Here is a 22,653-nt window from a genome sequence, read left to right on the forward strand (position 1 = left end):
TGCGGTCTGGGTGGAACTTACTCCACGACCTTTGGCACCATGAAGAAATTCTCGGCCGTTGCAGGCGCATTGGCAACGATATCCTCCGCCTTGTCACCATCATTGACGACATCGGCGCGCTTGCGCATGGCCATCGGTGTAACCGAGGTCATCGGCTCGACGCCATCGACATTAACCTCGGAAAGTTGCTCGACAAAGCCCAGGATATTGTTCAGTTCGCCAGCCATCTTCTCCGCTTCCTCTTCGGTCACGGCAAGGCGGGCAAGGCGTGCAACACGTTTGACGGTGGCAATATCGACGGACATGCGAAACAGCTCCAGAGACGTTTGTCTTTGCGGTTGGTATCTTTGCGACCCGCTATAAAGAGAGGCTTGGCGCGATGCAATGGTTTTTGCAGGCGCCAAGCCTCGCGGCCAGTTCGCAAGGTTCCGGGACGGTCCTATTTCGCGTCCGGCCAGGCGGTCGGGTCGGTATCCAGATCGGGGAATTTCTTCGGGTCGAAAATCGGCCGCTGGATGCCCGCCTTCAACTGATCGCTGTAGTCGCGGATAAGACGCATGGCGATGGGGAACATCATGGTGATGGCGAGAAGGTTGACCACCGCCAGAACGCCCATCATCGGATCGGAGAAGGAAAAGACCGACGTTGCGCCCGGTGCGACCGCACCCAGAAGCACAATGCCCACCACCACGATGCGCAGGATGTGCACCGCGACCGGTTTATCCGTCATGAAGCTCAGGGCATTTTCGCCCAGGAAGTAATTGTACATGATGGATGAGAACGAAAACAGGAAAACTGCCACGGTGAGGAAATATTGCGCCCATGAACCAACATGATCGACCAGGCTCTGCTGGGTCAGTGCAACACCGTCGATGCCTTCCGCTCCCGGCTGGTAGACGTCACCCAGAAGAATGATGAAAGCGGTGCAGGAGCAGACAATGATCGTGTCAATGAAGACCGAAAAGCTTTGGGTGATACCCTGGCTCACCGGGTGGCGCACATAGGCGGTTGCAGCAACGTTGGGTGCGGAACCAAGGCCCGCCTCGTTGGAAAAGAGGCCGCGGCGCAAACCGTTGGCAATTGCTGCCCCCATACCGCCGGAAACCGCCTCACGAATGCCGAACGCATTGGCGAAGATATCCGTCAGCACGGCCGGAATGCCGGTGATATTGATGATGATGACGAGCAGCGCCATACCGATATAGCCGATTGCCATGATTGGAATGATGACGTCTGCCGCCTTGGCGATGCGATGAATGCCACCGTAAACAATGAAGCCTGTTGCCACTGCCAGCACGATGCCGGTCACATAACGTGGGATATTCATACTGTCGAAGGCGGCTCCCGCCACGGTGTTGCCCTGAAAGGCATTGAAGCCGATGGCAAACGAGGCAATGAGGCAAACTGAATAGACGATGGCCAGCCAGCGATAATTCGCGCCCAGCCCGTGGATGATCGCGCGCGCCGGGCCACCACGATAGTCACCGTTCGGTTCGGTGCGCTTATAGGCCTGCGCCAATGTCGCCTCGATCAGGCCGGAGCACATGCCGACAAGCGCAATGGCCCACATCCAGAATACCGCGCCGGGCCCGCCTGCGGTAATGGCAACAGCAACGCCTGCAATATTGCCGCCGCCGACACGCCCGCCGACCGAGACGAGCAGCGCCTCACGAGCGCTGATCTTTGAGGGATCGGCATCCTCATCGCCTTTGAGAACCCGAAACATGCGACCGAAAAAGCGGAACTGGACAAAACCGCTGGCAATGGTGAAAAATACGCCGAGAACCACGAGAAACGGCACCAGCGCCCAGCCCCAGGTCAGATCATTGATCAGGTTGAAGATCGTGTCGAGAAAGCCCATGCTTCGTCCCCTTTTTGCTGCGAACAGATAAGCTGGAAACGGTGGCGGGCCACCGCAACACTCAAAAACCAACCGGAAACCGTCCCCCGACGGTGGCATCACATGATGATGCTCTCTTAATTTTCCTATAGGTGAAAAGCTAACCGCGAAATCCCATAGCAGCAAGCGCAACTTGAAGATTGTTAACTTTTGCAATGATAACGCTGGTTGAAGCGCCAGATATTACTCTCGCAAAGTCAGGGATTTCCGGGTTTCACGTACAAACATGTTCATTCGACTTCTGACCGAAAAAAGAAAGCGATATCCACATCTCATTTGTTGGAAGAGATTGCTGATTGCGCTTGGCTCGCTGCAACCACGCCTATAGGGTCCGTTCAGCATGTGGGAGGGACATGATGGAATTTGACAGGGATCAGTATCTGGAGCGCATCCGCCTCGACCCATCGAAGGCGGCTCCGGATTTGAACGGGCTTTGTGCCCTCCAGCTTGCCCAGGCCAGCCACATCGTCTTTGAAAACATGACGCCGCTGACCGGCCATGTGCCGGACCTTGCAACGGACGCATTGTGGGACAAGCTGATCGTTCAAGGACGCGGCGGCTATTGTTTCGAACTCAACGGGCTGTTCGGCATGGCGCTCAGCACCTTCGGCTTTGATGCCAAGCCATTGATGGCCCGCGTTTATGGTGGCCAGCCGCGCGGTGGTCCGCGCTCGCATCTCAGTTTCATCGTCCGCATCGATGGCGAAGACTATCTTGCCGATTGCGGTTTCGGCGGGGGTGCGCCGGTTCTGCCCATGCGGCTTTCGCTGAATGAACCGCAGACGGTGCGGGGCGAGGTTTTTCGCCTGCGCGCAGACGCGGAAACGGGCGACACCGTGCTGGAGCGCAATATGGAAGACGGTTGGCGTACGCTTTATGGGTTCGAACCCTTGCGCGTCCAGCCAAGCGATATCGAAGCGGCAAACTTCGTCTCCGCAAAATGGGACAAGGCCCCCTTTTCCTCCAATCTCATGATGACTGTGGTCACGCCAGAGGGGCGACACAACCTGTTTAACCGCGGCCTGAAAATCATCCGAAACGGCGAAACGGAAAGCCGAACGCTTGAAACCTTCGACGCATTCCGAAGCGCCATGACCGACCTCTTTAACCTGCCGGACAATGATACGCTGTTCCGGCAGGTGTGGGATAAGATCAAGAACCGCTAAATCTTGCCCTATACCTCGACTACGCCGCCAGGTTTCGGCGTTTCCACCTTCGTCTTGGAGCCCGCCATGCCCTCGACGAACTTGTCCGGCGTCTGGTCGATGATCGGGAATGTGCCGTAGTGGCAGGGAATGACAGTGGAGAAGTTGAAATAGCGCAGGCAGGCTAGCGCGGCCACGGCTCCACCCATGGTGAAACGGTCGCCGATTGGCACAATGCCGATATCGGGTTTGTGCAATTCGTCGATCAGCGCCATATCGGAAAAGATATCCGTATCGCCCATGTGAAGAAGCGACGGCTCGTCGTCGAAGTGCAGCATCAGGCCGTTCGGATTGCCGAGCGAGTGGTTGACGCCATCTTCGGTCAGCATGGCAGAGGAATGGAGCGCATTGGTGAAGGTGGCGGTGAAACCGTCAAAGGCGATGGTGCCGCCGGTATTTCCCATTTCCAGCTTTTCAACGCCTTTGGAACCCAGCCATGCGGCAAGATCGGCATTGGCAAGAACCGTCGCGCCTGTTTCCTTGGCCAGCGAGATCGTGTCGCCCACGTGATCGCCATGGCCGTGGGTCAGCAGAATATGCGTTACGCCCTTTGCGACCTCTTTGGCATCCTGACCTTCAAAAGACGGGTTTCCCGTCAGGAACGGGTCAATGAGGATGGCGGCCTTGGCAATGTCGAGACGAAAGGCGGAATGGCCGAGCCATGTGATTTTCATGATTGTTCTCCCTGTGCGATTTGCTTTGGTTGGAGCATATGAAATATAGAGCGCCATTCACAAGAAACAAACCGGCAGGACCATGACCGTTTTGACAATCGAGGCGCTGGCCGCCGAACTGACTGCCGGACAGCCCGTTGCCGGGCTGGACCTTGGAACCAAGACGATCGGGCTTGCTGTCTCTGACATAGGACGCCGCTTTTCCTCGCCGCGCCCGGTGATCAAGCGCAAGAAATTCGGCATAGATGCCGAAGCGCTGCTGCAATTTGCCGTCAAGGAGAAGGTTGCAGCCTTTATCATCGGCCTGCCGGTGAATATGGATGGCTCATCGGGGCCGCGCGTGCAGGCCACGCGGGCATTCGTGCGCAATATGGAAGAAAAGACAGCCCTGCCCTTTGTCTATTGGGACGAGCGGCTTTCAACGGTTGCCGCCGAACGGGCCTTGCTGGAAATGGATGTGTCGCGCGCCAAGCGGGCCGAACGGATTGATTCCGCCGCCGCTGCCTTCATCCTTCAGGGTGCGCTCGACAGGCTCTTGTCGCTGGCAAACTGAGGCTCGTCCTCGACCCGGCCAAAGCGGGCCTTGTAGGCAGCGATGATTTTCTTGCGACGACGGAAGACAAGAATGGCAAAGAGCACTGCCGTGTCGATTACCAGCGCACGCAGAACCAACGGCGGAATATCTTCCGGCGGAAGACCCAGAATATTGCCGTAGATCTGGAAAACCAGATCATGCGCCTGTCTGGAAAGCATAAAATAGCCGAAACTCATGTCGTAGTAGGACAAGCCGTACCAGCCGCCCAGGAACGCGAGCGGTGCAATCCAGAATATAAATGCCCATTTCATGCGGCCTGCTCCTCTGCGGTGTCCGAAATATCGGTGATGAAGAGGTTGACCAGGGTCCGGTCAACCGCCGCCAGGGCGCACAAAGCAGCAAGCGGAACCGTCAGATCCAACGCCAGCCCGGCAAAAACCGCCGTGCACGCGGCCATCATGGCCACCCTTTTCCACTCGATACGCAAGGTACACCCTTATCGTTCTTAACGACTTGGTAACCATCACAGCTTGGCATTTAAAGTGCAACGTAAACCATTTGTTAAGGTTAACGGCGGGGGTGTTGTCCACAGGGGGTATGGGTATTCGCTAATTGTCCGCACATGGAACCGCAGTTTCAATTCCTGTGGTCCTCGCGAAATACACCCAAACTCCGTAATATGTAGCTTTAGCCGCTACAATTAAAAGCAACGAAGAGTATTTCTTGGTCCAAATGAGAAAGCCCCGCTTCGAAGAAGTAGTGCAAGCTTTTCAAAGAGACAGGCAAACCTATTTGGCCGATACACTAATTGGTTTTCACGTTGTCGTTCGAAGTTCCTAGCGCTTTATTCAACGCCTCTTTCAACTCTGGCAAAATAAATTCATTACCCCAACCACTCAGATGATCTTGATCACTAAACAGTGGATTACCCGCTTTATCGAATATTGAGCACATTTCTTCAGCACATAACGAATTAAAGGCGTCAAGTACCACCAAATCTTCCACATTTTTCTGTACGGCAGCAATGCTGTCCATCACCGGTTTTGTTCTTTGTAGGAGTTCGGCCCGAGACTCTGTTTTGGGTGCTTGGCAAATCGGATTTGATTGATTGAACCAATCCGAGCAGCGAAATGGAATGAAATGAAATACGGGCTCAGGATTTCTAATGATCACGCCCACTTCTCGCGAGCGCAGTTCTGAAACAACGTTGAGAAATTCGTTGAAAGCTTCAGCACGGGCGGCCACACTGTCACTGGAGTTGTGATCTGGGGCAGGTAGCAGGGTGCCATCTTGGTTCACATAACGCGGCACGTTGAGCGCCGCAAACATAACTACATCGCCTGCTTCTGCTTGCCTCAATATGTCTCGAACGTTGGAGCAGTCAGTATTGTGCAAAATCGGCTGCATCAAGTTGAAGCCGCAACCACCTTTTGAAACTATTTTAAGGCCAAGTTGCGCATCTCTTGCCGCAGCAGTCGCAGCACCTGCAATGGCGTAGGCGTGGCTATCGCCGACAACAATCAGCGCTGGACGTAGATTGGAGAGATCGTTGGCCTTCTGTTTGCCAAGTGTCGGTAGTTCTTCTGGCTTCCACCCGAATTGGCGAGCCACGACCGAGCTGCTGGGCATGCCAAGTTTGAAATCCCGATAACTACCGACAAAAAGTACTGCCAGAGAAAAAGACACCACCATCGCAAATGCCACGGTGAACACGCCAGCTTGAAGCGGCTTTCTGGACACGGTCGCCTTTTGGAAGGGCTGTTCAATAAAATGGTAAGAGATGGCGGCAAGGACAAACGATGCAAGAAAGGCAAATCCAATTTGCCAAGGCTCGCCAAATCCAACTGTCCAGCGAAGAAGAACAGCAATCGGCCAATGCCACAAATATAAAGAGTAGGATATTCGTCCGATGTATTTTGCGACCGGATGAGAAAGCCATCCATAGAGACCGACGTTCTGCCTTTGCTCACTTCCACCGCACGAAAGCAGCACGACCATTCCTAGGACTGGAAGAATTGCGCCAGGAAAAGGACTTATAACTTCAACCGGCATCGCGACAGAAATCAGAACTAGCGCAAATCCGACCCATCCTCCCAGCATCAATGCGCCAGCATTTTTGTCGGTGGTGCGCGGGCTGGCGCTTGATACCAGATATGTAATCGCGCCGGCAGCCAATTCCCAAAAACGCGTGGGCAACGAATAGAAAGCAACCGTCGGATTCTGCGAACTCAACCAAGCAGCCAGGCCAAAAGAAACCACTGCCAGTGCACCAAGAATGGCGACTCCAAGGTTATATTTCTTTCCTGATCTGAAAAGCAGCCAGAGCAACAGTGGAACAATCAGGTAAAATTGCTCTTCAACACCCAAAGACCAAGTATGCAAATAGGGATTATAGGAAACCATCTGATCGAAATAATTCGTTCTGGATCCTAACATGAGAGAAATATTTGCAACGCCACCGCCGGCTGCAGCGGCCGTGAAGAATATTTGCGCACTCAAGTAAGCTGGAGGAACAAACAAATAGACCATAAAAAGCGTTACTATGATCATCGTTGCAAGGGCTGGCATTAACCGCCAAAATCTGCGTCTATAGAAGTGTTCAATATAATTCAGAATTCCGCCCTGCTCGTTTTTCATGGAGGCAATAAGAGAGCGAGTGACAACATATCCGCTGATCACAAAGAAAACATCGACCCCCAGAAGGCCTTGAGAAATATAATTAATTTCAAAATGATATGCTAATACGGCAAGCACAGCTATGGCGCGCATGCCATCAATATAGGCGAGGCGCGTTTGGAAATGATCTTTCGACGGCAAACTATTCTCCAAAACCTATAAAGCAAAGTTACTAAGAAATTTTACGCTGACAGAATGCTAATTCCGATACGAATTTGCAAGACAAAAGATATTGCGCTTTCATGCGTGTAGTCTAATCGCTGCGGCGAAAGATGTCCCTCAAATATAAGCATTATGCGCCAATCTACACACCGCCGCCTCCAGCTTGGCCCAGTCCTTTTCCGTCTTCACCGGTATGCCGCAGGCAAAGCCGTTCATGATGGCGGAGAGGACGATTTGTTGGGCAGCACCCATGAGGGCGGCGTTGGTGGCGATGGCGTCGACGCCTTTGGGGGGTGTGAGCGAGCCGCGCATCTTTTCGATCCAGGCGGATAGGCCCCTCGCCCGCGCTTCGGCCACGCGGCGGACCTGTGGGGTGCTTTCGGAAATTTCCCAGGCTATGACGCGGCGCATGAGGTGATCTTCACGCAGCGCGCGCATGTAAAGTTCCAGCAGGCGTTCGATCAGGTCGCCATAGGTGAGGATGAAGCGCCCGCCCGGATCATCCGGCACATGGGCTTCCACCCAGGACGACAGGTCTTCGCCAATCGCGTCGATCAGCCCGTCCATGCCGCCATAGTAGCGGTAGATCAGTTGCTTGTCGCAGCCTGCGCGCCGGGCAATGGCATTGACGCCGAAGCCCTGGAAACCGGCTTCCGCCAGCAATGAGCGTGCGGCTTCGAATATGCGGCGCTCGGTGGCGCTGCGATCGCGCGTCAGTGGAATGGGGTTTGTGACTGTGTCGAGCATTGCTTCTTGATCAGATGACGTGTGGACCATGCCGTTAATTGCCTCACCGTCTGGTGACAATTGTTTAATGCGCGTCCAAAAACATTATCCCCAGAAGGCTATATATCAATGACGGATGTTCATGCAGGCAGCTGTTTCAAAAGGTTCTCGACATCTTCGCGGTGGCAAAGCTCTGTGCCCGGCGTCATCGCCGTTGCCGCGCCCACGGCCATGGCATAGCGAAAGGCCTGTTCCAGCGCATCACCCTCTGACAGCCGCCAGACAAGCCCGGCCACAAAACTGTCCCCTGCCCCGGTGGCCGATTTGACCTCGACCTTGATGGCCGGCAAGCGCAGGACGCCACCCGGCCCAGCCAGCAGTGCGCCATCGCCGCCAAGGGTGAGCGCGACATGCTGCGCCTTGCCGTCCCGAACCAGGGCGGTGGCAGCCTCAGTGGCCGCCTGCTCATCCAGCTTGAGGCCGATATAGGCTTCCAGTTCGCTGAGACTCGGCTTGACCAGAAAAATGTTTTCGCGCGCATCCAACGCTGCCTTCAATGCCGCGCCGGATGTATCGAGAATGAAGCGCGACTTGTTTTCAGCGGCAATGCGCGCCAGTTGCGCATAGATGTCGTCCGGCACGCCGCGCGGCAGGCTGCCACTGGCCACCACAAAGCCATTCCTGCATTCGCCAACTGCGCGGGCGATCTGTTGCTGCTTTGCGCGCGGAACGTCCGGCCCTTCCGGCACGAAGCGGTATTCCAGGCCGCTTTCCTCATCGAACACGGCATAGGCAATGCGGGTCGGCTCTTTCAGCTCGATGACATCAAGCCGGATGCCGCTTTCGCCGAGCGCTTCTTCCAGAAGCGTGCCGGCAACACCGCCGGAGGTGATCAACAATTTCGGATCGCCACCGAGCGTCTTGACCACGCGGGCGACATTCACACCGCCCCCACCTGCATGCAGGCTTTGTCCGCGGGTGCGAATCTTATGGGTCGGCTCCACACGTTTTGCCGTGCAGGAAATGTCGATGGTTGGATTGAGGGCAACACAAAGAATATTCAATGGAGGATATCCGCGTTTTCAGGTGCCGGTTCTATATCGCGCGATTGGGAGACGGGTCATTGACAAACATCAATCCACTCCGCGCTGGTCAAATCCGCCAGTCGCGCGGGCGTGATGCGCACGGCGGCACGCGTTCCACCGGCTGCGGGCAGCACCTCTTCAAAGTCTTTCAGATTGACATCGCAATAGATTTTCAACGGCTTTGTCAGGCCGAACGGGCAGACGCCGCCGACAGGATGGCCGGTTTCGGCTTCAACGTCTTCGAAAGCCAGCATCTTTGCCTTTGTGGAAAACTGCGCCTTGAACTTCTTGTTGTCAATGCGCGCATCGCCCCTGGCAACAATCAGGATGACATCATCGCCAACCCGAAACGACAAGGTCTTGGCAATCTGCCCCGGCGCGACGCCAAAGGTTTCGGCGGCTTCGAGGACTGTTGCCGTGGAGGTTTCAGGTTCGAGCACCTGAATGTCGGGCGCATGTTCTGCAAAGAAGGCTTTGACGCTTTCAACGCTCATCGTATTCGCTCCTGCTTAAAATCGGCAGCAGCTTCCACACGCTTCATGAAGGGGTCAAGGGCAGGAAATGAACAAGCGGTACGGCAGGCAGGCTCAAAGCCGCTGATGCCGGGATGCGCCAAACTTCGCGACCAGCGCATCCCGCTGGCGAAGGTTAGCCGCACAATTGACCATACAACACATGCCGTGACCGCAAGTACGGAGAACCGTTTGTAGCAACGCCGGCAAACTCAATTCCGCTCTTAACTGGAGCGGATACAAACCCGTTCTGCTCACACTTCAACTCGTCAGTTCAAAAAACCGGTGTGACCGGCACTTTGCGCTCGGAATCGAGGTTAATCAGAAGAGAGAAAGCAGCCAGCGTTGAGGTGGCTATAAGCATAGCGCTTAATCCAAGAACAATCATTGCTCATCCTTTAGTGACATCATTGTCATCATGCATCCCGACAAGTACAGCGCGATGCTTGTCTCTAGCTTGCGCGGAGACTTGCGCTTGTACTTCGCTTTACCAAACTGGTTTTGGTTTGCGCCAAGCTCAAACAAGACATCACATGGCGTCTCATCGATGCGCAAAAGGAAGCGCTTTAGGCCGGCTTTTCTTGACCTATGTCAGAAACAGGCCCGCTTCGGCGTGCTCTACTATCTCCGGAAATGAACCGGCCCGGACCGCAGAAACAGGGCTGTAACGCCATGGAGGGTTCCATTTGGCATGGGCGATATCGTCTTTTCCGTCAGGAATTTGAAGAAGAGCTACAAGACTGGCGATGTAGAAGTGCAGGCACTGCGCGGCGTGGATCTTGCGCTCTACAAAAGTGAGATGGCGGTGCTGCTCGGGCCATCGGGCAGCGGCAAGTCAACACTCTTGAATATTATTGGCGGCCTCGACCGGGCCACCTCAGGTGAAGTCTATTTTGGCAGCGAAAACCTGACCGACTACAGCGAGTGGCAGCTGACCCGATTTCGCCGTAGCCATGTGGGTTTCGTCTTTCAATTCTATAACCTGATCCCAAGCCTGACGGCCTATGAAAACGTGGCGCTGGTAACGGAGATTGCAAAACACCCGCTGGACCCGAAAGACGCATTGGAAATGGTCGGCCTGAAGGAGCGGATGCACCATTTTCCCGCTCAGCTCTCAGGCGGCGAGCAGCAGCGTGTTGCGATTGCGCGCGCGGTGGTGAAGCGGCCCGACGTTCTCCTGTGTGATGAACCAACGGGCGCGCTCGATTCCAAGACCGGCGTTCTGGTTCTTGAGGTGCTCGACCGGATCAACGCCGAATATGGCACCACCACGGCGGTCATCACCCACAATGCCGGCATCCGCAACATTGCCCACCGGGTCTTCTCTTTCCACGACGGACGCATTGTCGAAGCTGCCGTGAACGAAACACGCATGAAACCCTCGGAGATCAGCTGGTAATGAGCATGCTCGACCGCAAGCTTTTCCGCGATCTGGGGCGGCTTTGGGCGCAGGCTTTAGCCATTGCGCTGGTGATGGCTTGTGGCGTTGCAACCCTGATCCTTGCTGAAGGCGCCTACCGCTCGCTTCATGAAACGCGGGCAGCCTTTTACGAGCGCTACCGGTTTGCGAATGTGTTTGTCTCAGCCACACGCGCACCACTCGAGACGGCAGCGACGATCAAAGCCATTGATGGCGTCTCTGGCGCAGTGTTCCGCATCTCCAAGCCTGTGCTTCTCGACATGCCCGGAATGGCCGAACCTGCCGCAGGTATGGTTCTTTCGCTGCCGGATTTCGGCGAACCGGATGTCAATCGGCTTTACATTCGCTCCGGGCGTCTGCCCGCACCAGGCTCCACTGACGAGGCCGTTATTCTGGAGAGCTTTGCCGATGCGCACCGTCTCAAACCTGGGTCGCATTTCACCGCGATCATGAATGGTGCGCGGCGCGACATACAGGTCACCGGCATCGTCTTGTCTCCAGAGTTCATTTACACAATCGGGCCTGGCGACCTTGTGCCCGACCCGCGCCGTTTCGGCATTTTCTATATGGCGCATAGCCGGCTTGCCGGGATATTCGGCATGACGGGTGCCTATAACGACGTATCCCTCAGAACAACGCGCAGCGCCAGCGAGGCGGCGGTGATCGACGCTGTCGACAACGTCCTCAAACCCTATGGCGGGGCTGGAGCCCACGGGCGGGACAGGCAGACTTCCCACACCTTTCTGGACAATGAGATGATCCAGCTTGACGGGATGGCAAAGGTGATACCGCCGATCTTCCTGGGTGTTGCGGCCTTCTTGATCAATATGATCCTGAGCCGGCTCATCGCACTGGAACGTGAACAGATCGGCCTCTTGAAGGCACTCGGCTTTTCTGAAATCGCCATCGGCCTCCATTACGCCAAGTTGACCCTGGTGATCGCCGCGTTGGGATTTGCAGTCGGCGCAGGGCTCGGAAACTGGAGTGGCAGGGCTTTGACGCAGCTCTACACCGAATTCTTCTCCTTCCCCTTTCTGATCTTCATCGAAAGTGCCGATCTTTACATTATCGCAGCCGGGGTGACGGGGGCCGCAGCGCTTGCGGGGGCGGCCCGCGCTATCTGGAATGTCGTCAAATTACCGGCTGCCGTCGCCATGCGTCCGCCTGCGCCGCTGAACTACAGCGCAGTCCTGCCGCAGAATATTCTTTTCACAAAGCTGTTCTCACAGCTCAACGTCATGGCCATGCGTGGGATCATTCGTCGACCGATGCGCACCGCGCTGACAACGCTTGGCACTTCCCTTTCGGTCGCTCTCTTGATCACCGCTTTTGCGTCGATGGACTCAGTCGACAGCATGGTTGAAGAGGTTTTCTTCCGTGCGGCCCGGCAAGATGCAAGCCTGACCTTTATCACCGATCTCGGCCCTGCAGCAGCGCTTGCCGCCGCGAAAATGCCAGGCGTGATGCGCGCTGAATCCTTCCGTTCCGTACCGGTCGTCCTGCGGGCCGGCTACAGGGAAAAGCATCTGGCGATTACCGCGCTTGATCCCAAGGCTGGTCTGACCCGGATACTCGACACCTCCCACAGACCCGTGACACCCCCGCCAAACGGTTTGATGATTTCGGACCATCTGGCACGTTTCTTCGGCGTGCGGCCCGGCGATATGCTGGACGTCGAGCTGATCAAACGCAATCATGCGATCGTTTCGGTACCGGTGACGGGTATTGTGCAAAGCTATATCGGGCTTGAAACCTATATGCAGGCCGACGCGCTGGACCATCTTTCCGGTGAGGGACAAAGGGTGAGCGGCGTGTGGCTTTCGGTTGACCGGACTATGCTCAATGACCTTTATGCGGCGGTGAAACAGACACCGGCTGTGGCCTCCATCGCGCTTCAGGGCGTTTCCCGGCAAAACTTCCGCGACACGATCAATCAGAACATCGAAACCATGACCTTTGTCTACAGTCTGCTCGCTGTAATCATTACATTTGGCGTGGTCTACAATTCCGCCCGCATTCAGCTTTCCGAACGCGCCCGCGAACTTGCAAGCCTTCGCGTCTTCGGCTTCACGCGTTGGGAGGTTTCCGGTGTGCTGCTCTTTGAACTCGGCGTGATTGCGCTTGCTGCCCAGCCGGTTGGCTGGATCGTTGGATATTTCTTCTCAAAGCTGGTGATCGACAATTTTGCCAGCGACCTCTTCCGCATGCCGTTCGTCATCAATTCCTCCACCTTTGCCTATGCCAGCGGCGTCGTGCTTTTTGCCGCCGTCGTGTCGGCCTTGGTGGTGCGCCGGCGGATCGACCATCTCGATCTCGTCAGGGTTTTGAAAACAAGGGAGTAAATCATGGCTGGAACCCTTTCCACTTGGATCAAGCGCGGCGCGATGGCTGCCGGTGTCATCGCCATTGCGGCGGGTTTTGCTTATGCTTTGCGGGAAAAGCCGGTCATGGTGGATTTGGCCGAAATCACCAGCACACCAATGAAGGTCACCGTGCGCGAGGAGGCCGAGACGCGTGTTCGCGATGTTTATGCTGTCTCGGCACCGATTGCCGGCAATCTCGACCGGGTGGCCATCGAAGAAGGCACAGCTGTCACGGCAGGCAAGACGATTGTGGCCGCCATTCGGCCCCTCGACCCGCCATTGATCGACAAGCGCAGCCGCGCCGAACTGACCGCCGCGCGCGATGCGGCGAAGGCAGCAGTGGCCATTGCCCGTGTAAACCTCAGACGCGCGCAGACGGGGCTTGACCAGGCCCGTGCGGACCTGGAACGGGCGCAAGCCCTGGCAAAGACCAGCATCATCGCCAGCAGTACCCTTCAAAAGGCCAATACCGCTCTGCAGGAGGCCGAAGCGCAAACACATGCCGCACTTGCCACCATTGCCCTGCGCCAGGCAGAACTTGAAACGGCAGAAGCACGCCTTATCCAGCCCGATGGTCCAAAGACCAACGATCCGTCCGGGTGCTGCGTGGACATAACCGCTCCGGTAGACGGTGTCGTGCTGAACGTGCTGGTAAAAAGCGAACAGCCGGTTCAGGCAGGCACGAAAATCGCCGAAATCGGCGATCCGGCGAAACTGGAAGTCGTGGCCGGCCTGCTTTCAAGCGATGCTGTGAAGGTGAAGGCGGGCAGCCCGGCAGAAATCGTAAACTGGGGTGGACCGCCGCTGAAAGCAACCGTGCGCCGGGTCGATCCGGCAGCCTATACCAAGGTTTCAGCGCTGGGGATCGAGGAACAGCGGGTCAAGGTGATCCTCGACCTTGATGAGAACGATCCGCGGCTGGGCCATGAATTCCGCGTTTACGCTGATATCGCCATTTGGAAGGAAGACGATGTTCTGCAGGTTCCGATTGCCGCACTCTTTCGTGTCGGCAACGATTGGACCGCCTTTGTGGTGCGCGACGGTCGTGCGGCAGAGACAAAAGTGACCATCGACCATATGAACAACCTCTCAGCTGAAGTTACAGATGGTCTGCAGGTGGGAGATAGGGTTATTCTCTATCCAAGCGACAAGCTTAGCGACGGAAGCCTTGTCGAGGAAAGGCCGCAATAGTTGCCTGAACCTGAATGAACGGTATGTTGGGCGCGTTCCCCGTTGATGCTGTTGCGGAGTGTCCCGTGAAACTGGTGTATCTGTCTCTCGCCTTCATGACGGTTGATCCATCAGCTGTGTTTGCCGGCAAAGCGGACCTGTTGCCCGCTTGTGCGCAATCTGGAGCGTCGAGTGTGTTCTTCAACGGCAAGCCCGCATTGAAGATGAGCGATGTTGTGAACTGTCCGCCGGAACTGATCGAAATTATTCCCAGCATCACAATTGAGGGTCAGCCGCTCGTTCTATTGCGCAGCGGTACTGGTGAAAAAGCACGCTGCCAAACGCGCGGCAGCAGCAATATCACCGCTGGCGGCAAGGCAGCGCAGACGGCTGGGGACGCCGAATGCGAGGCGCACGAGTAGCCACTGAACCGGCGACGCGTCTTCTCTGCAGCGGGCTTGCACTTTTCCAACGAAAGACGCTATTGCTGGCCGGTGTTTACTCCCCTTCCGGTTTTCCCATTGTGTTGATGATTTTTGAAAGCATTTTGCCGATCTTCCTGCTTGTTGTTGCAGGAGCGGCGTTTAAACGCCTGCCCTTTATCGACAGAAGTTTCTGGCCGGGCATGGAGCAGTTCGGCTTTTACATCATTTTTCCACTCTTCCTTTTTCTGACGCTGTCGGGCGCTGATTTTGCCGACGTTGCCATTGGGCCGCTCAGTTTGGTGTATAGCGCTCTTCTGGCGGTGCTGGCGATCGCCCTGATCGCCGCATGGCCCGTGATGGCGCGTATGGGGATCAATGGCGCGCAGTTCACAACGATCTTCCAGACGGCAACCCGCTGGAACGGTTTTGTGGCGATGGCCATTGCCGAACGGCTCTATGGACAGACCGGGGTTGCCATCGTTGCTGTCCTGATGGGCGCGATCGTCATTCCCATCAACCTTGCCAATATCTTCGTACTGGTCTGGTACGGCGGCGGCGAACGCCATCTGGGACTTCTGATCAAGAAGGTTCTCTCCAATCCGATCGTGCTTGCCACGTTCTTCGGCCTTGTCTTCGCTGTCGGCGGCATTGAAATCTATATGCCGATCGAGAAAGCGATTGATCTCATTGCCCGCTCGGCATTGGGCCTCGGTCTTATCATGGTGGGCGCTGGCCTGCGGCTTTCCGAGTTCTCGCGGCCAACCTTCCCTGCCCTGTTGGGCGTGGTCCTGAAGCTTATCGTCTTCCCTGCCGCTGTCATCGGCGCGACCTGGTGGCTGGGTTTCGATGCGACAACAATCAAGATCGCCGCCTTGAGCGCCAGTGTTCCGACGGCCATGAATGGCTACCTTCTGGCCAAGCAGATGGGCGGCGATGCACCGCTTTACGCCGCGACGGCCACCCTGCAAACAGCCGCTTCTTTCTTCACCATACCGGCGGTGGTGGCAGTTGCAGAGATGGTTGCCGCCCGTTGATCGGCGTCAAGGTGCCTCCCAGGCCGTCCGCTATACTCAAATCGTCTTTCAGGTTTGAGGCCAAGGAGAGCTTACGATGACGGATGAAAGCAAAAGCAACTGGAAGAGTATCACCGAGGAAATCGAAGTTGCCGGTCACCAGCTTATCGAGCGCATTCAGCAATTGATTGCCGAAGGTAATGTGAGCCGCATGCGGGTGCGTTCCAAAAATGATGACGTGGTTCTCGATGTGCCATTGACGGCTGGTGCCGTCGTCGGCGGCGTCGTGGTGCTTGCTGCGCCCTGGCTTGCCATTCTGGGCGCACTGGCAGGATTGCTGGCACATGCCCGCATCGAAGTGGTTCGCGAGCACGAAACGCCGCAAGCCACGCCGCCCGATCACACGGAAGACGGCACCACCGCGGCCTGATGGCCGCGTTTCGCCTCACATTTCCGGGTAAAGCAGATCGACGATGTAGCGCGCGTCGAAACGCAGGTCGAGCATACCGTAGGTGTTGCGCCAGCCCGTTGCCAGCCTGCTTTCGGTAAAGGCGTCGGCGATGCGGCCGGCACCCAGGCGGTTCAGCTCGGCAGCGGCGGCGGCAAGTGCAAGCTGCTCGACGAGAAGACGCGCTGTCCCTTCATCCTTGTTGCAAAGCGATGCCGCGGCACGCAGCACGTCCATGGTCTTGGAGCCGCCGGGCCCCAAATCACGCGACAGGCCCTGGAAGAGAATGTCGAACAGGTCGGGCCCGCGTTTTAATACACGCAACAGATCGAGCGCCATCACATTGCCCGACCCTTCCCAGATCGCATTGACCGGAGCTTCGCGGTAGTGGCGGGCGATGGGCCGTTCTTCGATATAGCCGGAGCCGCCAAGGCATTCCATCGCCTCATAGATCAGGGACGGCGCGATCTTGCAGACCCAATATTTGATCACCGGCGTCATGATGCGGGCGTAAGCTGCATCTTCGGCGCTTTCCTGGGCGCGGTCGAAGGCTGCAGCAAGGCGAAAGACGAGCGCGGTGGCAGCCGCCACATCCAGCGCCATATCGGCCAGAACGCGCGTCATGATCGGCTGATCGACGAGGTTCTTGCCAAACACCATGCGGCGACGTGTGTGGAAGACGGCTTCGGCCAGTGAGGCCCGCATCATGGCCGCTGAGGACACGGCACAATCAAGCCTAGTCAGCGTGACCATATCCAGAATGGTGCGAATGCCGGCATCGGGCTCGCCCAGCAGATAGCCAAGCGCGTTGGTAAATTCGACTTCAGACGAGGCGTTGGAGCGGTTTCCGATCTTGTCCTTCAGGCGCTGAAAACGCAGGCCGTTATGCTTGCCCTCATCGGTCAGGCGCGGAACGAGAAAGCAGCCCATGCCCTGTTCGGTATTGGCGAGCATCACGAAAGCGTCGCTCATCGGTGCAGACAGGAAAAACTTGTGGCCCGTGAGGCGATAGACACCTTCGCTTTCGCGGCGGGCCACCGAGCGGTTGGCGCGTACATCCGTGCCGCCCTGCTTTTCCGTCATGCCCATGCCGAGTGTAACGGCCGTCTTGTCCTTTGCCGCACGGTTGGTCGAATCATATTTGCGCGACAGGATGCGCGGTGCCCAGACCTTTTGAACCTGCGGCGAAGCCATGATGGCGGCAACGGAGGCATTGGTCATGGTGATGGGGCAAAGATGGCCCCCTTCCAGCTGGGCGGACAGGTAAAAACGAACGGCGCGGGCCTGGTGCGCCCTGCCCTTTTCGTCAATTGAGGGTTCCCAAACAGAGGAGTGAAGGCCAGATGACATGGAACGGCGCATGAGCGCGTGATAGGCAGGATGAAAATCGACGACATCCAGACGCTCGCCGCGCGGACCATGGGTGCGCAGCTGTGGCACGCCCTGATTGGCCATGCGGGCCAGATCCTGGCTTTCGGGTGCCGTCACATAGCGTCCGATCACATCATATTCCTGGCGCAGCGCGCGGGGAAAATTCTGCGTAATATCGGTCAGCATCGGATCGGATCGATAGGCATTGACGCCCTGCCACAAAGGCGGCTGGTTCATCTCCGAAAAGAGATCGTCGTCTTTATTGCTTGCGGTCATGTTCGATCCTTATTCCGGAATCGCAAAATTGCATGGGGATGAATGCGCCATCACGCACTTGAAGTCCAGCCCGGTCTTGCCGTGCGCGCTTTCACAAATTATAGAGCCAAAAATCCTTATAGAAAGCGACCTTTTATGGACTTCTTCCCGCATCGCCATCTGCTGGGCATCAAGGATCTCAACCCTCAGGATATTGCCTTTCTTCTCGACAAAGCCGATCAGGCTGTCAACATCAGCCGCCAGAGAGAGAAGAAAACCGCAACCTTGCGCGGTCTGACGCAAATCAATCTTTTCTTTGAGGCCTCGACCCGCACACAAGCATCCTTCGAGCTTGCGGGCAAGCGGTTGGGCGCGGACGTGATGAACATGTCGGTTGCCAATTCCTCGGTCAAAAAGGGCGAGACACTGATTGACACGGCGATGACGTTGAATGCCATGCATCCCGATGTGCTGGTCATCCGGCACTCTTCTGCCGGTGCCGCCGCACTTCTGTCGCAGAAGGTCTCCTGCGCCGTGGTCAATGCAGGCGACGGCCAGCATGAACACCCAACCCAGGCGCTGCTGGATGCACTGACGATCCGCCGCGCCAAGGGTAAACTGGCGCGCATTATCGTCGCCATTTGTGGCGATGTGCTGCATTCGCGCGTGGCGCGCTCCAATATCCTGCTTCTCAATGCCATGGGTGCACGCGTGCGCGTGGTTGCCCCATCAACGCTTCTGCCCACCGGCATTGCGCAAATGGGTGTCGAGGTCTTCCACAATATGGAGGAAGGATTGAAGGACGCCGACGTGGTGATGATGCTGCGCCTGCAGCGCGAGCGAATGGCGGGCGGTTTCGTGCCGTCGGTACGCGAATATTTCAAGTTTTACGGCCTGGACAGCGAAAAGCTGAAAGCCGCGCGCGAAGATGCGCTTGTCATGCATCCCGGCCCCATGAACCGTGGCGTCGAAATCGCATCCGATATCGCAGACGGTCCGCAAAGCGTGATCGGCGATCAGGTTGAAATGGGGGTCGCCGTGCGCATGGCGGTCATGGAAGCGCTGCTTCTGTCGCAAAATGGAGGAGAACGCTCATGACAATTACGGTTCTCACCAATCTGCGCATCATCGACCCTTCCTGCTCCATGGATGAGGCGGGTGCAATCATCATCGAAGACGGTGTTATCAGCGCCTGCGGCGCTGACGCCGCCAAGGGGCCGTTCCCTGAAGGCGCAACAGTGATCAATGGCAAAGGGCGGCTTGCCATGCCTGGGCTCGTGGATGCACGCGTCTTCATCGGCGAACCGGGCGCAGAGCATCGCGAGACGATTTCCTCGGCCGCAAGGGCTGCCGCTGCAGGCGGGGTAACCTCGATTATCACCATGCCCGACACCGATCCGGTGATTGACGATATCGCGCTGGTGGATTTCGTCAAACGCACCGCGCGCGACAAGGCGCAGGTGAATGTCTATCCCGCCGGTGCGCTCACCAAGGGGCTGAAGGGTAAGGAGATGACCGAGATCGGCCTGATGAAACAGGCCGGCATTGTGATGGTCACCAATGGTCGCGAGCCGATTGCCGACAGTCAGGTTCTGCGCCGCGCGATGACCTATGCCCGCGAGCTGGGCGCAGTCGTCGCGCTGGAGCCGCGCGAAACCTATTTGGCGCCCGAAGGCGTGATGAACGAGGGGCTGCTTGCCAGCTGGCTCGGTCTGCCCGGCATTCCGCGCGAAGCCGAAATCATTCCACTGGAGCGCGACTTGCGGATCGCTGCGCTGACGGGTGCGCATTACCATGCGGCCAAGATTTCGTTGCCGGAATCGGTGGAGACGATTGCTGCAGCCCGCAAGCGCGGGACAAAGGTAACATCGGCGATTTCCATCAACCACCTGTCGCTGAACGAGAATGATATCGGTGAATACCGCACCTTCTTAAAGCTTTCGCCGCCGTTGAGAACCGAAGATGATCGGCTTGCCATGGTTCAGGCTTTGGCCGATGGCGAGATCGACATTATCGTTTCCTCCCACGACCCGCAGAATGTGGACACAAAGCGGCTGCCCTTCTCCGACGCGGAAGACGGAGCGATCGGGCTGGAAACGCTATTTTCGGCTGCTTTGCGCCTCTATCATTCCGGCCAGGTGCCGCTTGAGCGCTTGATCGACGCCATGTCCACGCGCCCTGCCAGCATTTTCGGCTTGCCTGCGGGGACGCTGCAGCCGGGCGCGGCTGCCGACATCGCCATTGCCGATATCGATATGCCTTGGGTGGTGTCGCTGGAAAAGCTGGCGTCCCGCTCCAAAAACACGCCATTTGAAGATGCACGGTTCAGCGGGCGTATCGTGGAAACATGGCGGGCGGGCCAAAAGGTCTATTCAATCTAAGCCTTTGATATTTGCAGCCCAGAATTCAGGTTGGGTGATTGGGTGAAACCTGAATTCTGGGCCACCCGCCCTCACACCAATAATGTTCCCGGGGACGCATCGGCATGTGGGTCGGTCGCTTTAGCACCGCCGATTATAGCGCGAATAAGTTGTATGTAAACGACAGTGCATTCATGAGTTTTTGTGAACATAGGTAACTGTTCGTTAATGCTTACCATTGGCGGCACCCGCCGCAGATTCGTGAAAACAGCCGTTGCCGTGATCCCCTTTCCGCTGTGAGACGGCGGACAGCTCAACATCAATACTGGAAAACCTTTACGCTCAAATCGCAGGAGAGGAGAAACGGCGTTTAACCAAGTCTTCTACTTGAGCAAAGCAGCGCTTTTCTAAACAAGCGGTTTCCGCTACTCATAGGCTGAATAAGATATTAGATCTTCAGCAGCAAAAGCATCTTTCAAAAATCTTTAGCAACGCTTACGTCCCAATGGACCCCATGGCAGACATTCATCTTTACGCCACATATTTAATCATTGCCGTGACGATTTTCGCATTCGCGACAGACCGTTACAAGGTGGAGGCGGTGTCCATCGCCTCTCTCGTTGCAGTCCTTTTTCTCTTTGGTGCATTGCCCTACACGCTTCCCGACGGGACAAAATTCGATGCCGGCAAGCTGCTCACAGGATTTGGCAATTCGGCGTTAGCAACCGTGATCGCGCTGGTGATTGTCGGTCAGGGCCTGTTTGCCACCGATGCGCTGGACGGCCCTGTACGCCTGATCTCGAAAATGGGCCGGGGCCGCTTGTTAAGCCCCATTCTCATTATCTTGATCGTCACAGCGGTCACCAGCGCTTTCTTGAACAACACGCCGGTGGTGGTGATTTTCATACCTATTCTTGCGGTCATATCGGCGCAGTCGAATATGCCCGCTTACCGCATCTTCATGCCGCTTTCCTTCATCACCATTCTCGGCGGTATGACAACACTCATCGGTTCTTCGACCAACATGATTGCCGCCGGCATTGCTGCTCAAAGCGGCTTGAAAATCGGCATGTTCGATTTCACCGGCATGGGGGTTGTCCTGGCTGTTGTCGGCGGCATTTACGTTCTGTTTTTCATGCCCCGCCTGTTGAACCGCCCGGAAGAGCCTGGTTTTACCGATAGTGCCACAAATGCAGGCTCGCAATTTGTCGGCGAAGTGATCCTTACCCCCGGCCACTCTTTTATCGGAAAGCGCGCCCGCGCGGGCCTCTTTCCCGATATCAAGGATCTGACACCGCGTCTCATCCTGCGCCGCGACATTCCCATCCTGCCGCCCTATGACGACATTGAATTGCAGACCGGCGACAAACTGATTGTCACCGGTACCCGCAAGGCATTTCTGGCGGCGGTCGCCAAGGGTGAAGCCCATGCCCATAGCGAAAACGACGAGGATGGCGACAGCATCGCGCCCAACGCCCATTATCACCTGGTCGAAGCCGTCATTGCGCCCGGTTCACGCTTTGCCGGGCGCACCATTCAGCTTTCGGGCCTGCAGCCGCAGTTCAACGTTGCCGTTTTCGGCGTGCAGCGCAAAAGCCGCATGGCTCGGACCGCACTGGCCGAAATCCGACTTGAGGCGGGTGACACCCTGCTGATCGGCGGCACGATGGAAGACATTGCGTCCATGCGCGGCAATCACGACATTCTGCTCCTGGAACATTCCGCTGAACCTATTCCGCAAAAGGACAAGGCCAATCTTGCTGCCGCCATTTTTGCCGGTGTTGTGTTGCTTTCGGCCTTTGAAATCACGCCGATCGTGGTCAACGCCATTGCCGGAGCGGGCCTAATGATTGCGACCGGCTGCCTGACCATTCAGCAGGCAACCCGCGCGTTTGATCGCCAGATCTATCTTCTGATCGGCTCGTCATTTGCTCTCGCCATGGCGATGGAAATTACCGGCGGCGCGGCACTGATTGCCCACAGCGCAGTTGACGCGCTTGCCGGCGGGCCGTTGTGGCTCCTGATGTCGCTCCTCTTCCTGTGCATGGCGATCATGACGAATATTTTGTCAAACAATGCGGTGGCGGCGCTCTTCATGCCGATCGCGCTGGAGATTGCCAAAACCGCAGGCGCGCCGCCGGAAGCCTTTGCGGCGGCCGTCATATTTGCAGCCAACTGCTCCTTTGCCACGCCCATCGGCTATCAGACCAACCTTCTGGTGATGGGGCCGGGACATTACCGCTTTTCCGATTTTCTGAAAGCCGGACTCCCACTTGTGATTATCTTGTGGTTGACCTTTTCCATTCTTGCGCCATGGTATTATGGTTTTTAAGCATGATTTTCGCGCAAGCAT

At 56.6% G+C, this 22,653-nt stretch carries 21 protein-coding genes; 11 read left to right on the forward strand and 10 right to left on the reverse strand.

Annotated features, from left to right (window positions below; translation table 11 throughout):
- Window positions 1-17: 17 nt before the first annotated feature.
- Complete coding sequence (gene gatC, locus NHF56_RS09485; protein ID WP_252803715.1) at window positions 18-305, reverse strand: Asp-tRNA(Asn)/Glu-tRNA(Gln) amidotransferase subunit GatC; 288 nt, start codon at window positions 303-305, stop codon at window positions 18-20.
- Between the two features lie 134 nt (window positions 306-439).
- Window positions 440-1,861, reverse strand: a complete 1,422-nt coding sequence (locus NHF56_RS09490; RefSeq protein WP_252803717.1) for a sodium:alanine symporter family protein — start codon at window positions 1,859-1,861, stop codon at window positions 440-442.
- Between the two features lie 392 nt (window positions 1,862-2,253).
- Here NHF56_RS09490 and NHF56_RS09495 point away from each other — a divergent pair, with 392 nt between their 5' ends.
- The gene (locus NHF56_RS09495) at window positions 2,254-3,066 is read left to right on the forward strand and encodes an arylamine N-acetyltransferase (protein WP_252803719.1); all 813 of its coding nucleotides are present in this window, start codon (window positions 2,254-2,256) and stop codon (window positions 3,064-3,066) included.
- Between the two features lie 8 nt (window positions 3,067-3,074).
- Here the strand turns inward: NHF56_RS09495 and NHF56_RS09500 are convergent, their stop codons facing one another.
- Window positions 3,075-3,779: a metal-dependent hydrolase gene (locus NHF56_RS09500; RefSeq protein ID WP_252803721.1), complete on the reverse strand. Its 705-nt coding sequence runs from the start codon at window positions 3,777-3,779 to the stop codon at window positions 3,075-3,077.
- Window positions 3,780-3,861: 82 nt separating this feature from the next.
- Here NHF56_RS09500 and ruvX point away from each other — a divergent pair, with 82 nt between their 5' ends.
- Window positions 3,862-4,332, forward strand: coding sequence for a Holliday junction resolvase RuvX (gene ruvX / locus NHF56_RS09505; RefSeq protein WP_252803723.1), 471 nt, complete (start codon window positions 3,862-3,864; stop codon window positions 4,330-4,332).
- On the opposite strand, the gene NHF56_RS09510 is transcribed toward ruvX, so the two are convergent.
- The 6 genes from NHF56_RS09510 to NHF56_RS09535 form a co-directional block, all read right to left on the reverse strand.
- A complete protein-coding gene (locus NHF56_RS09510; RefSeq protein ID WP_252803725.1) occupies window positions 4,293-4,625 on the reverse strand; it encodes a DUF6105 family protein in 333 nt (110 codons plus the stop codon). The two genes, ruvX and NHF56_RS09510, sit on opposite strands and share 40 nt — an antisense overlap.
- Complete coding sequence (locus tag NHF56_RS09515; protein ID WP_252803727.1) at window positions 4,622-4,801, reverse strand: hypothetical protein; 180 nt, start codon at window positions 4,799-4,801, stop codon at window positions 4,622-4,624. The genes NHF56_RS09510 and NHF56_RS09515 overlap by 4 nt, the downstream gene beginning before the upstream one ends.
- Before the next feature lie 317 nt (window positions 4,802-5,118).
- Window positions 5,119-7,131 (reverse strand): acyltransferase family protein, encoded by a 2,013-nt coding sequence (locus NHF56_RS09520; RefSeq protein WP_252803729.1) that lies wholly within the window; start codon window positions 7,129-7,131, stop codon window positions 5,119-5,121.
- Window positions 7,132-7,269: 138 nt separating this feature from the next.
- Complete coding sequence (locus NHF56_RS09525; RefSeq protein ID WP_252803731.1) at window positions 7,270-7,899, reverse strand: TetR/AcrR family transcriptional regulator; 630 nt, start codon at window positions 7,897-7,899, stop codon at window positions 7,270-7,272.
- 119 nt (window positions 7,900-8,018) lie between these two features.
- Window positions 8,019-8,942 (reverse strand): 1-phosphofructokinase family hexose kinase, encoded by a 924-nt coding sequence (locus tag NHF56_RS09530; RefSeq protein WP_252803733.1) that lies wholly within the window; start codon window positions 8,940-8,942, stop codon window positions 8,019-8,021.
- A 56-nt stretch (window positions 8,943-8,998) separates the two neighbouring features.
- Window positions 8,999-9,457 carry a YbaK/EbsC family protein gene (locus tag NHF56_RS09535; protein ID WP_252803734.1) on the reverse strand — a complete coding sequence of 153 codons (459 nt, stop codon included), beginning with the start codon at window positions 9,455-9,457 and terminating at the stop codon, window positions 8,999-9,001.
- Between the two features lie 709 nt (window positions 9,458-10,166).
- On the opposite strand from NHF56_RS09535, the gene NHF56_RS09540 reads away from it, so the two are divergent.
- The 6 genes from NHF56_RS09540 to NHF56_RS09565 all read left to right on the forward strand — a co-directional run bounded on the left by NHF56_RS09540 (window position 10,167) and on the right by NHF56_RS09565 (window position 16,296).
- Entirely contained in the window at window positions 10,167-10,874 is a 708-nt protein-coding gene (locus NHF56_RS09540) for an ABC transporter ATP-binding protein (protein WP_252803736.1), read from the forward strand.
- Window positions 10,874-13,237, forward strand: a complete 2,364-nt coding sequence (locus NHF56_RS09545) for an ABC transporter permease (RefSeq protein ID WP_252803738.1) — start codon at window positions 10,874-10,876, stop codon at window positions 13,235-13,237. The genes NHF56_RS09540 and NHF56_RS09545 overlap by 1 nt, the downstream gene beginning before the upstream one ends.
- Before the next feature lie 3 nt (window positions 13,238-13,240).
- Window positions 13,241-14,449, forward strand: coding sequence for an efflux RND transporter periplasmic adaptor subunit (locus NHF56_RS09550; RefSeq protein WP_252803740.1), 1,209 nt, complete (start codon window positions 13,241-13,243; stop codon window positions 14,447-14,449).
- A 65-nt stretch (window positions 14,450-14,514) separates the two neighbouring features.
- Complete coding sequence (locus tag NHF56_RS09555; RefSeq protein WP_252803743.1) at window positions 14,515-14,850, forward strand: PAAR domain-containing protein; 336 nt, start codon at window positions 14,515-14,517, stop codon at window positions 14,848-14,850.
- Complete coding sequence (locus NHF56_RS09560) at window positions 14,832-15,887, forward strand: AEC family transporter (protein ID WP_252803745.1); 1,056 nt, start codon at window positions 14,832-14,834, stop codon at window positions 15,885-15,887. The genes NHF56_RS09555 and NHF56_RS09560 overlap by 19 nt, the downstream gene beginning before the upstream one ends.
- A 76-nt stretch (window positions 15,888-15,963) precedes the next feature.
- Complete coding sequence (locus NHF56_RS09565; RefSeq protein WP_252803747.1) at window positions 15,964-16,296, forward strand: DUF4342 domain-containing protein; 333 nt, start codon at window positions 15,964-15,966, stop codon at window positions 16,294-16,296.
- A gap of 15 nt (window positions 16,297-16,311) precedes the next feature.
- Here NHF56_RS09565 and NHF56_RS09570 read toward each other — a convergent pair whose 3' ends face one another.
- Window positions 16,312-17,961: an acyl-CoA dehydrogenase family protein gene (locus NHF56_RS09570; RefSeq protein WP_252803749.1), complete on the reverse strand. Its 1,650-nt coding sequence runs from the start codon at window positions 17,959-17,961 to the stop codon at window positions 16,312-16,314.
- A 135-nt stretch (window positions 17,962-18,096) separates the two neighbouring features.
- Between NHF56_RS09570 and NHF56_RS09575 the strand changes: the two genes are divergently transcribed.
- From NHF56_RS09575 to NHF56_RS09585, 3 genes are all read left to right on the forward strand, one after another.
- Complete coding sequence (locus tag NHF56_RS09575) at window positions 18,097-19,038, forward strand: aspartate carbamoyltransferase catalytic subunit (RefSeq protein WP_252803751.1); 942 nt, start codon at window positions 18,097-18,099, stop codon at window positions 19,036-19,038.
- Window positions 19,035-20,321 (forward strand): dihydroorotase, encoded by a 1,287-nt coding sequence (locus NHF56_RS09580; RefSeq protein ID WP_252803753.1) that lies wholly within the window; start codon window positions 19,035-19,037, stop codon window positions 20,319-20,321. The genes NHF56_RS09575 and NHF56_RS09580 overlap by 4 nt, the downstream gene beginning before the upstream one ends.
- Window positions 20,322-20,814: 493 nt before the next feature.
- Window positions 20,815-22,632, forward strand: a complete 1,818-nt coding sequence (locus tag NHF56_RS09585) for an SLC13 family permease (RefSeq protein ID WP_252803754.1) — start codon at window positions 20,815-20,817, stop codon at window positions 22,630-22,632.
- Window positions 22,633-22,653: the final 21 nt, after the last annotated feature.

The sequence above is a fragment of the Rhizobium sp. L1K21 genome (assembly GCF_024055895.1).
In the GTDB taxonomy this organism is placed as follows: Bacteria; Pseudomonadota; Alphaproteobacteria; order Rhizobiales; family Rhizobiaceae; genus Ensifer_A.

Coding starts and splice junctions, on each gene's coding strand:
- NHF56_RS09510 (WP_252803725.1), bottom strand. CDS start 4,625: ATGAAATGGGCATTTATATTCTGGATTGCACCGCTCGCGTTCCTGGGC.
- NHF56_RS09565 (WP_252803747.1), top strand. CDS start 15,964: ATGACGGATGAAAGCAAAAGCAACTGGAAGAGTATCACCGAGGAAATC.
- NHF56_RS09570 (WP_252803749.1), bottom strand. CDS start 17,961: ATGACCGCAAGCAATAAAGACGACGATCTCTTTTCGGAGATGAACCAG.
- NHF56_RS09580 (WP_252803753.1), top strand. CDS start 19,035: ATGACAATTACGGTTCTCACCAATCTGCGCATCATCGACCCTTCCTGC.
- NHF56_RS09525 (WP_252803731.1), bottom strand. CDS start 7,899: ATGCTCGACACAGTCACAAACCCCATTCCACTGACGCGCGATCGCAGC.
- NHF56_RS09535 (WP_252803734.1), bottom strand. CDS start 9,457: ATGAGCGTTGAAAGCGTCAAAGCCTTCTTTGCAGAACATGCGCCCGAC.
- NHF56_RS09585 (WP_252803754.1), top strand. CDS start 20,815: ATGGCAGACATTCATCTTTACGCCACATATTTAATCATTGCCGTGACG.
- NHF56_RS09490 (WP_252803717.1), bottom strand. CDS start 1,861: ATGGGCTTTCTCGACACGATCTTCAACCTGATCAATGATCTGACCTGG.
- NHF56_RS09545 (WP_252803738.1), top strand. CDS start 10,874: ATGAGCATGCTCGACCGCAAGCTTTTCCGCGATCTGGGGCGGCTTTGG.
- NHF56_RS09560 (WP_252803745.1), top strand. CDS start 14,832: ATGCGAGGCGCACGAGTAGCCACTGAACCGGCGACGCGTCTTCTCTGC.
- NHF56_RS09575 (WP_252803751.1), top strand. CDS start 18,097: ATGGACTTCTTCCCGCATCGCCATCTGCTGGGCATCAAGGATCTCAAC.
- ruvX (WP_252803723.1), top strand. CDS start 3,862: ATGACCGTTTTGACAATCGAGGCGCTGGCCGCCGAACTGACTGCCGGA.
- NHF56_RS09500 (WP_252803721.1), bottom strand. CDS start 3,779: ATGAAAATCACATGGCTCGGCCATTCCGCCTTTCGTCTCGACATTGCC.
- gatC (WP_252803715.1), bottom strand. CDS start 305: ATGTCCGTCGATATTGCCACCGTCAAACGTGTTGCACGCCTTGCCCGC.
- NHF56_RS09540 (WP_252803736.1), top strand. CDS start 10,167: ATGGGCGATATCGTCTTTTCCGTCAGGAATTTGAAGAAGAGCTACAAG.
- NHF56_RS09550 (WP_252803740.1), top strand. CDS start 13,241: ATGGCTGGAACCCTTTCCACTTGGATCAAGCGCGGCGCGATGGCTGCC.
- NHF56_RS09495 (WP_252803719.1), top strand. CDS start 2,254: ATGATGGAATTTGACAGGGATCAGTATCTGGAGCGCATCCGCCTCGAC.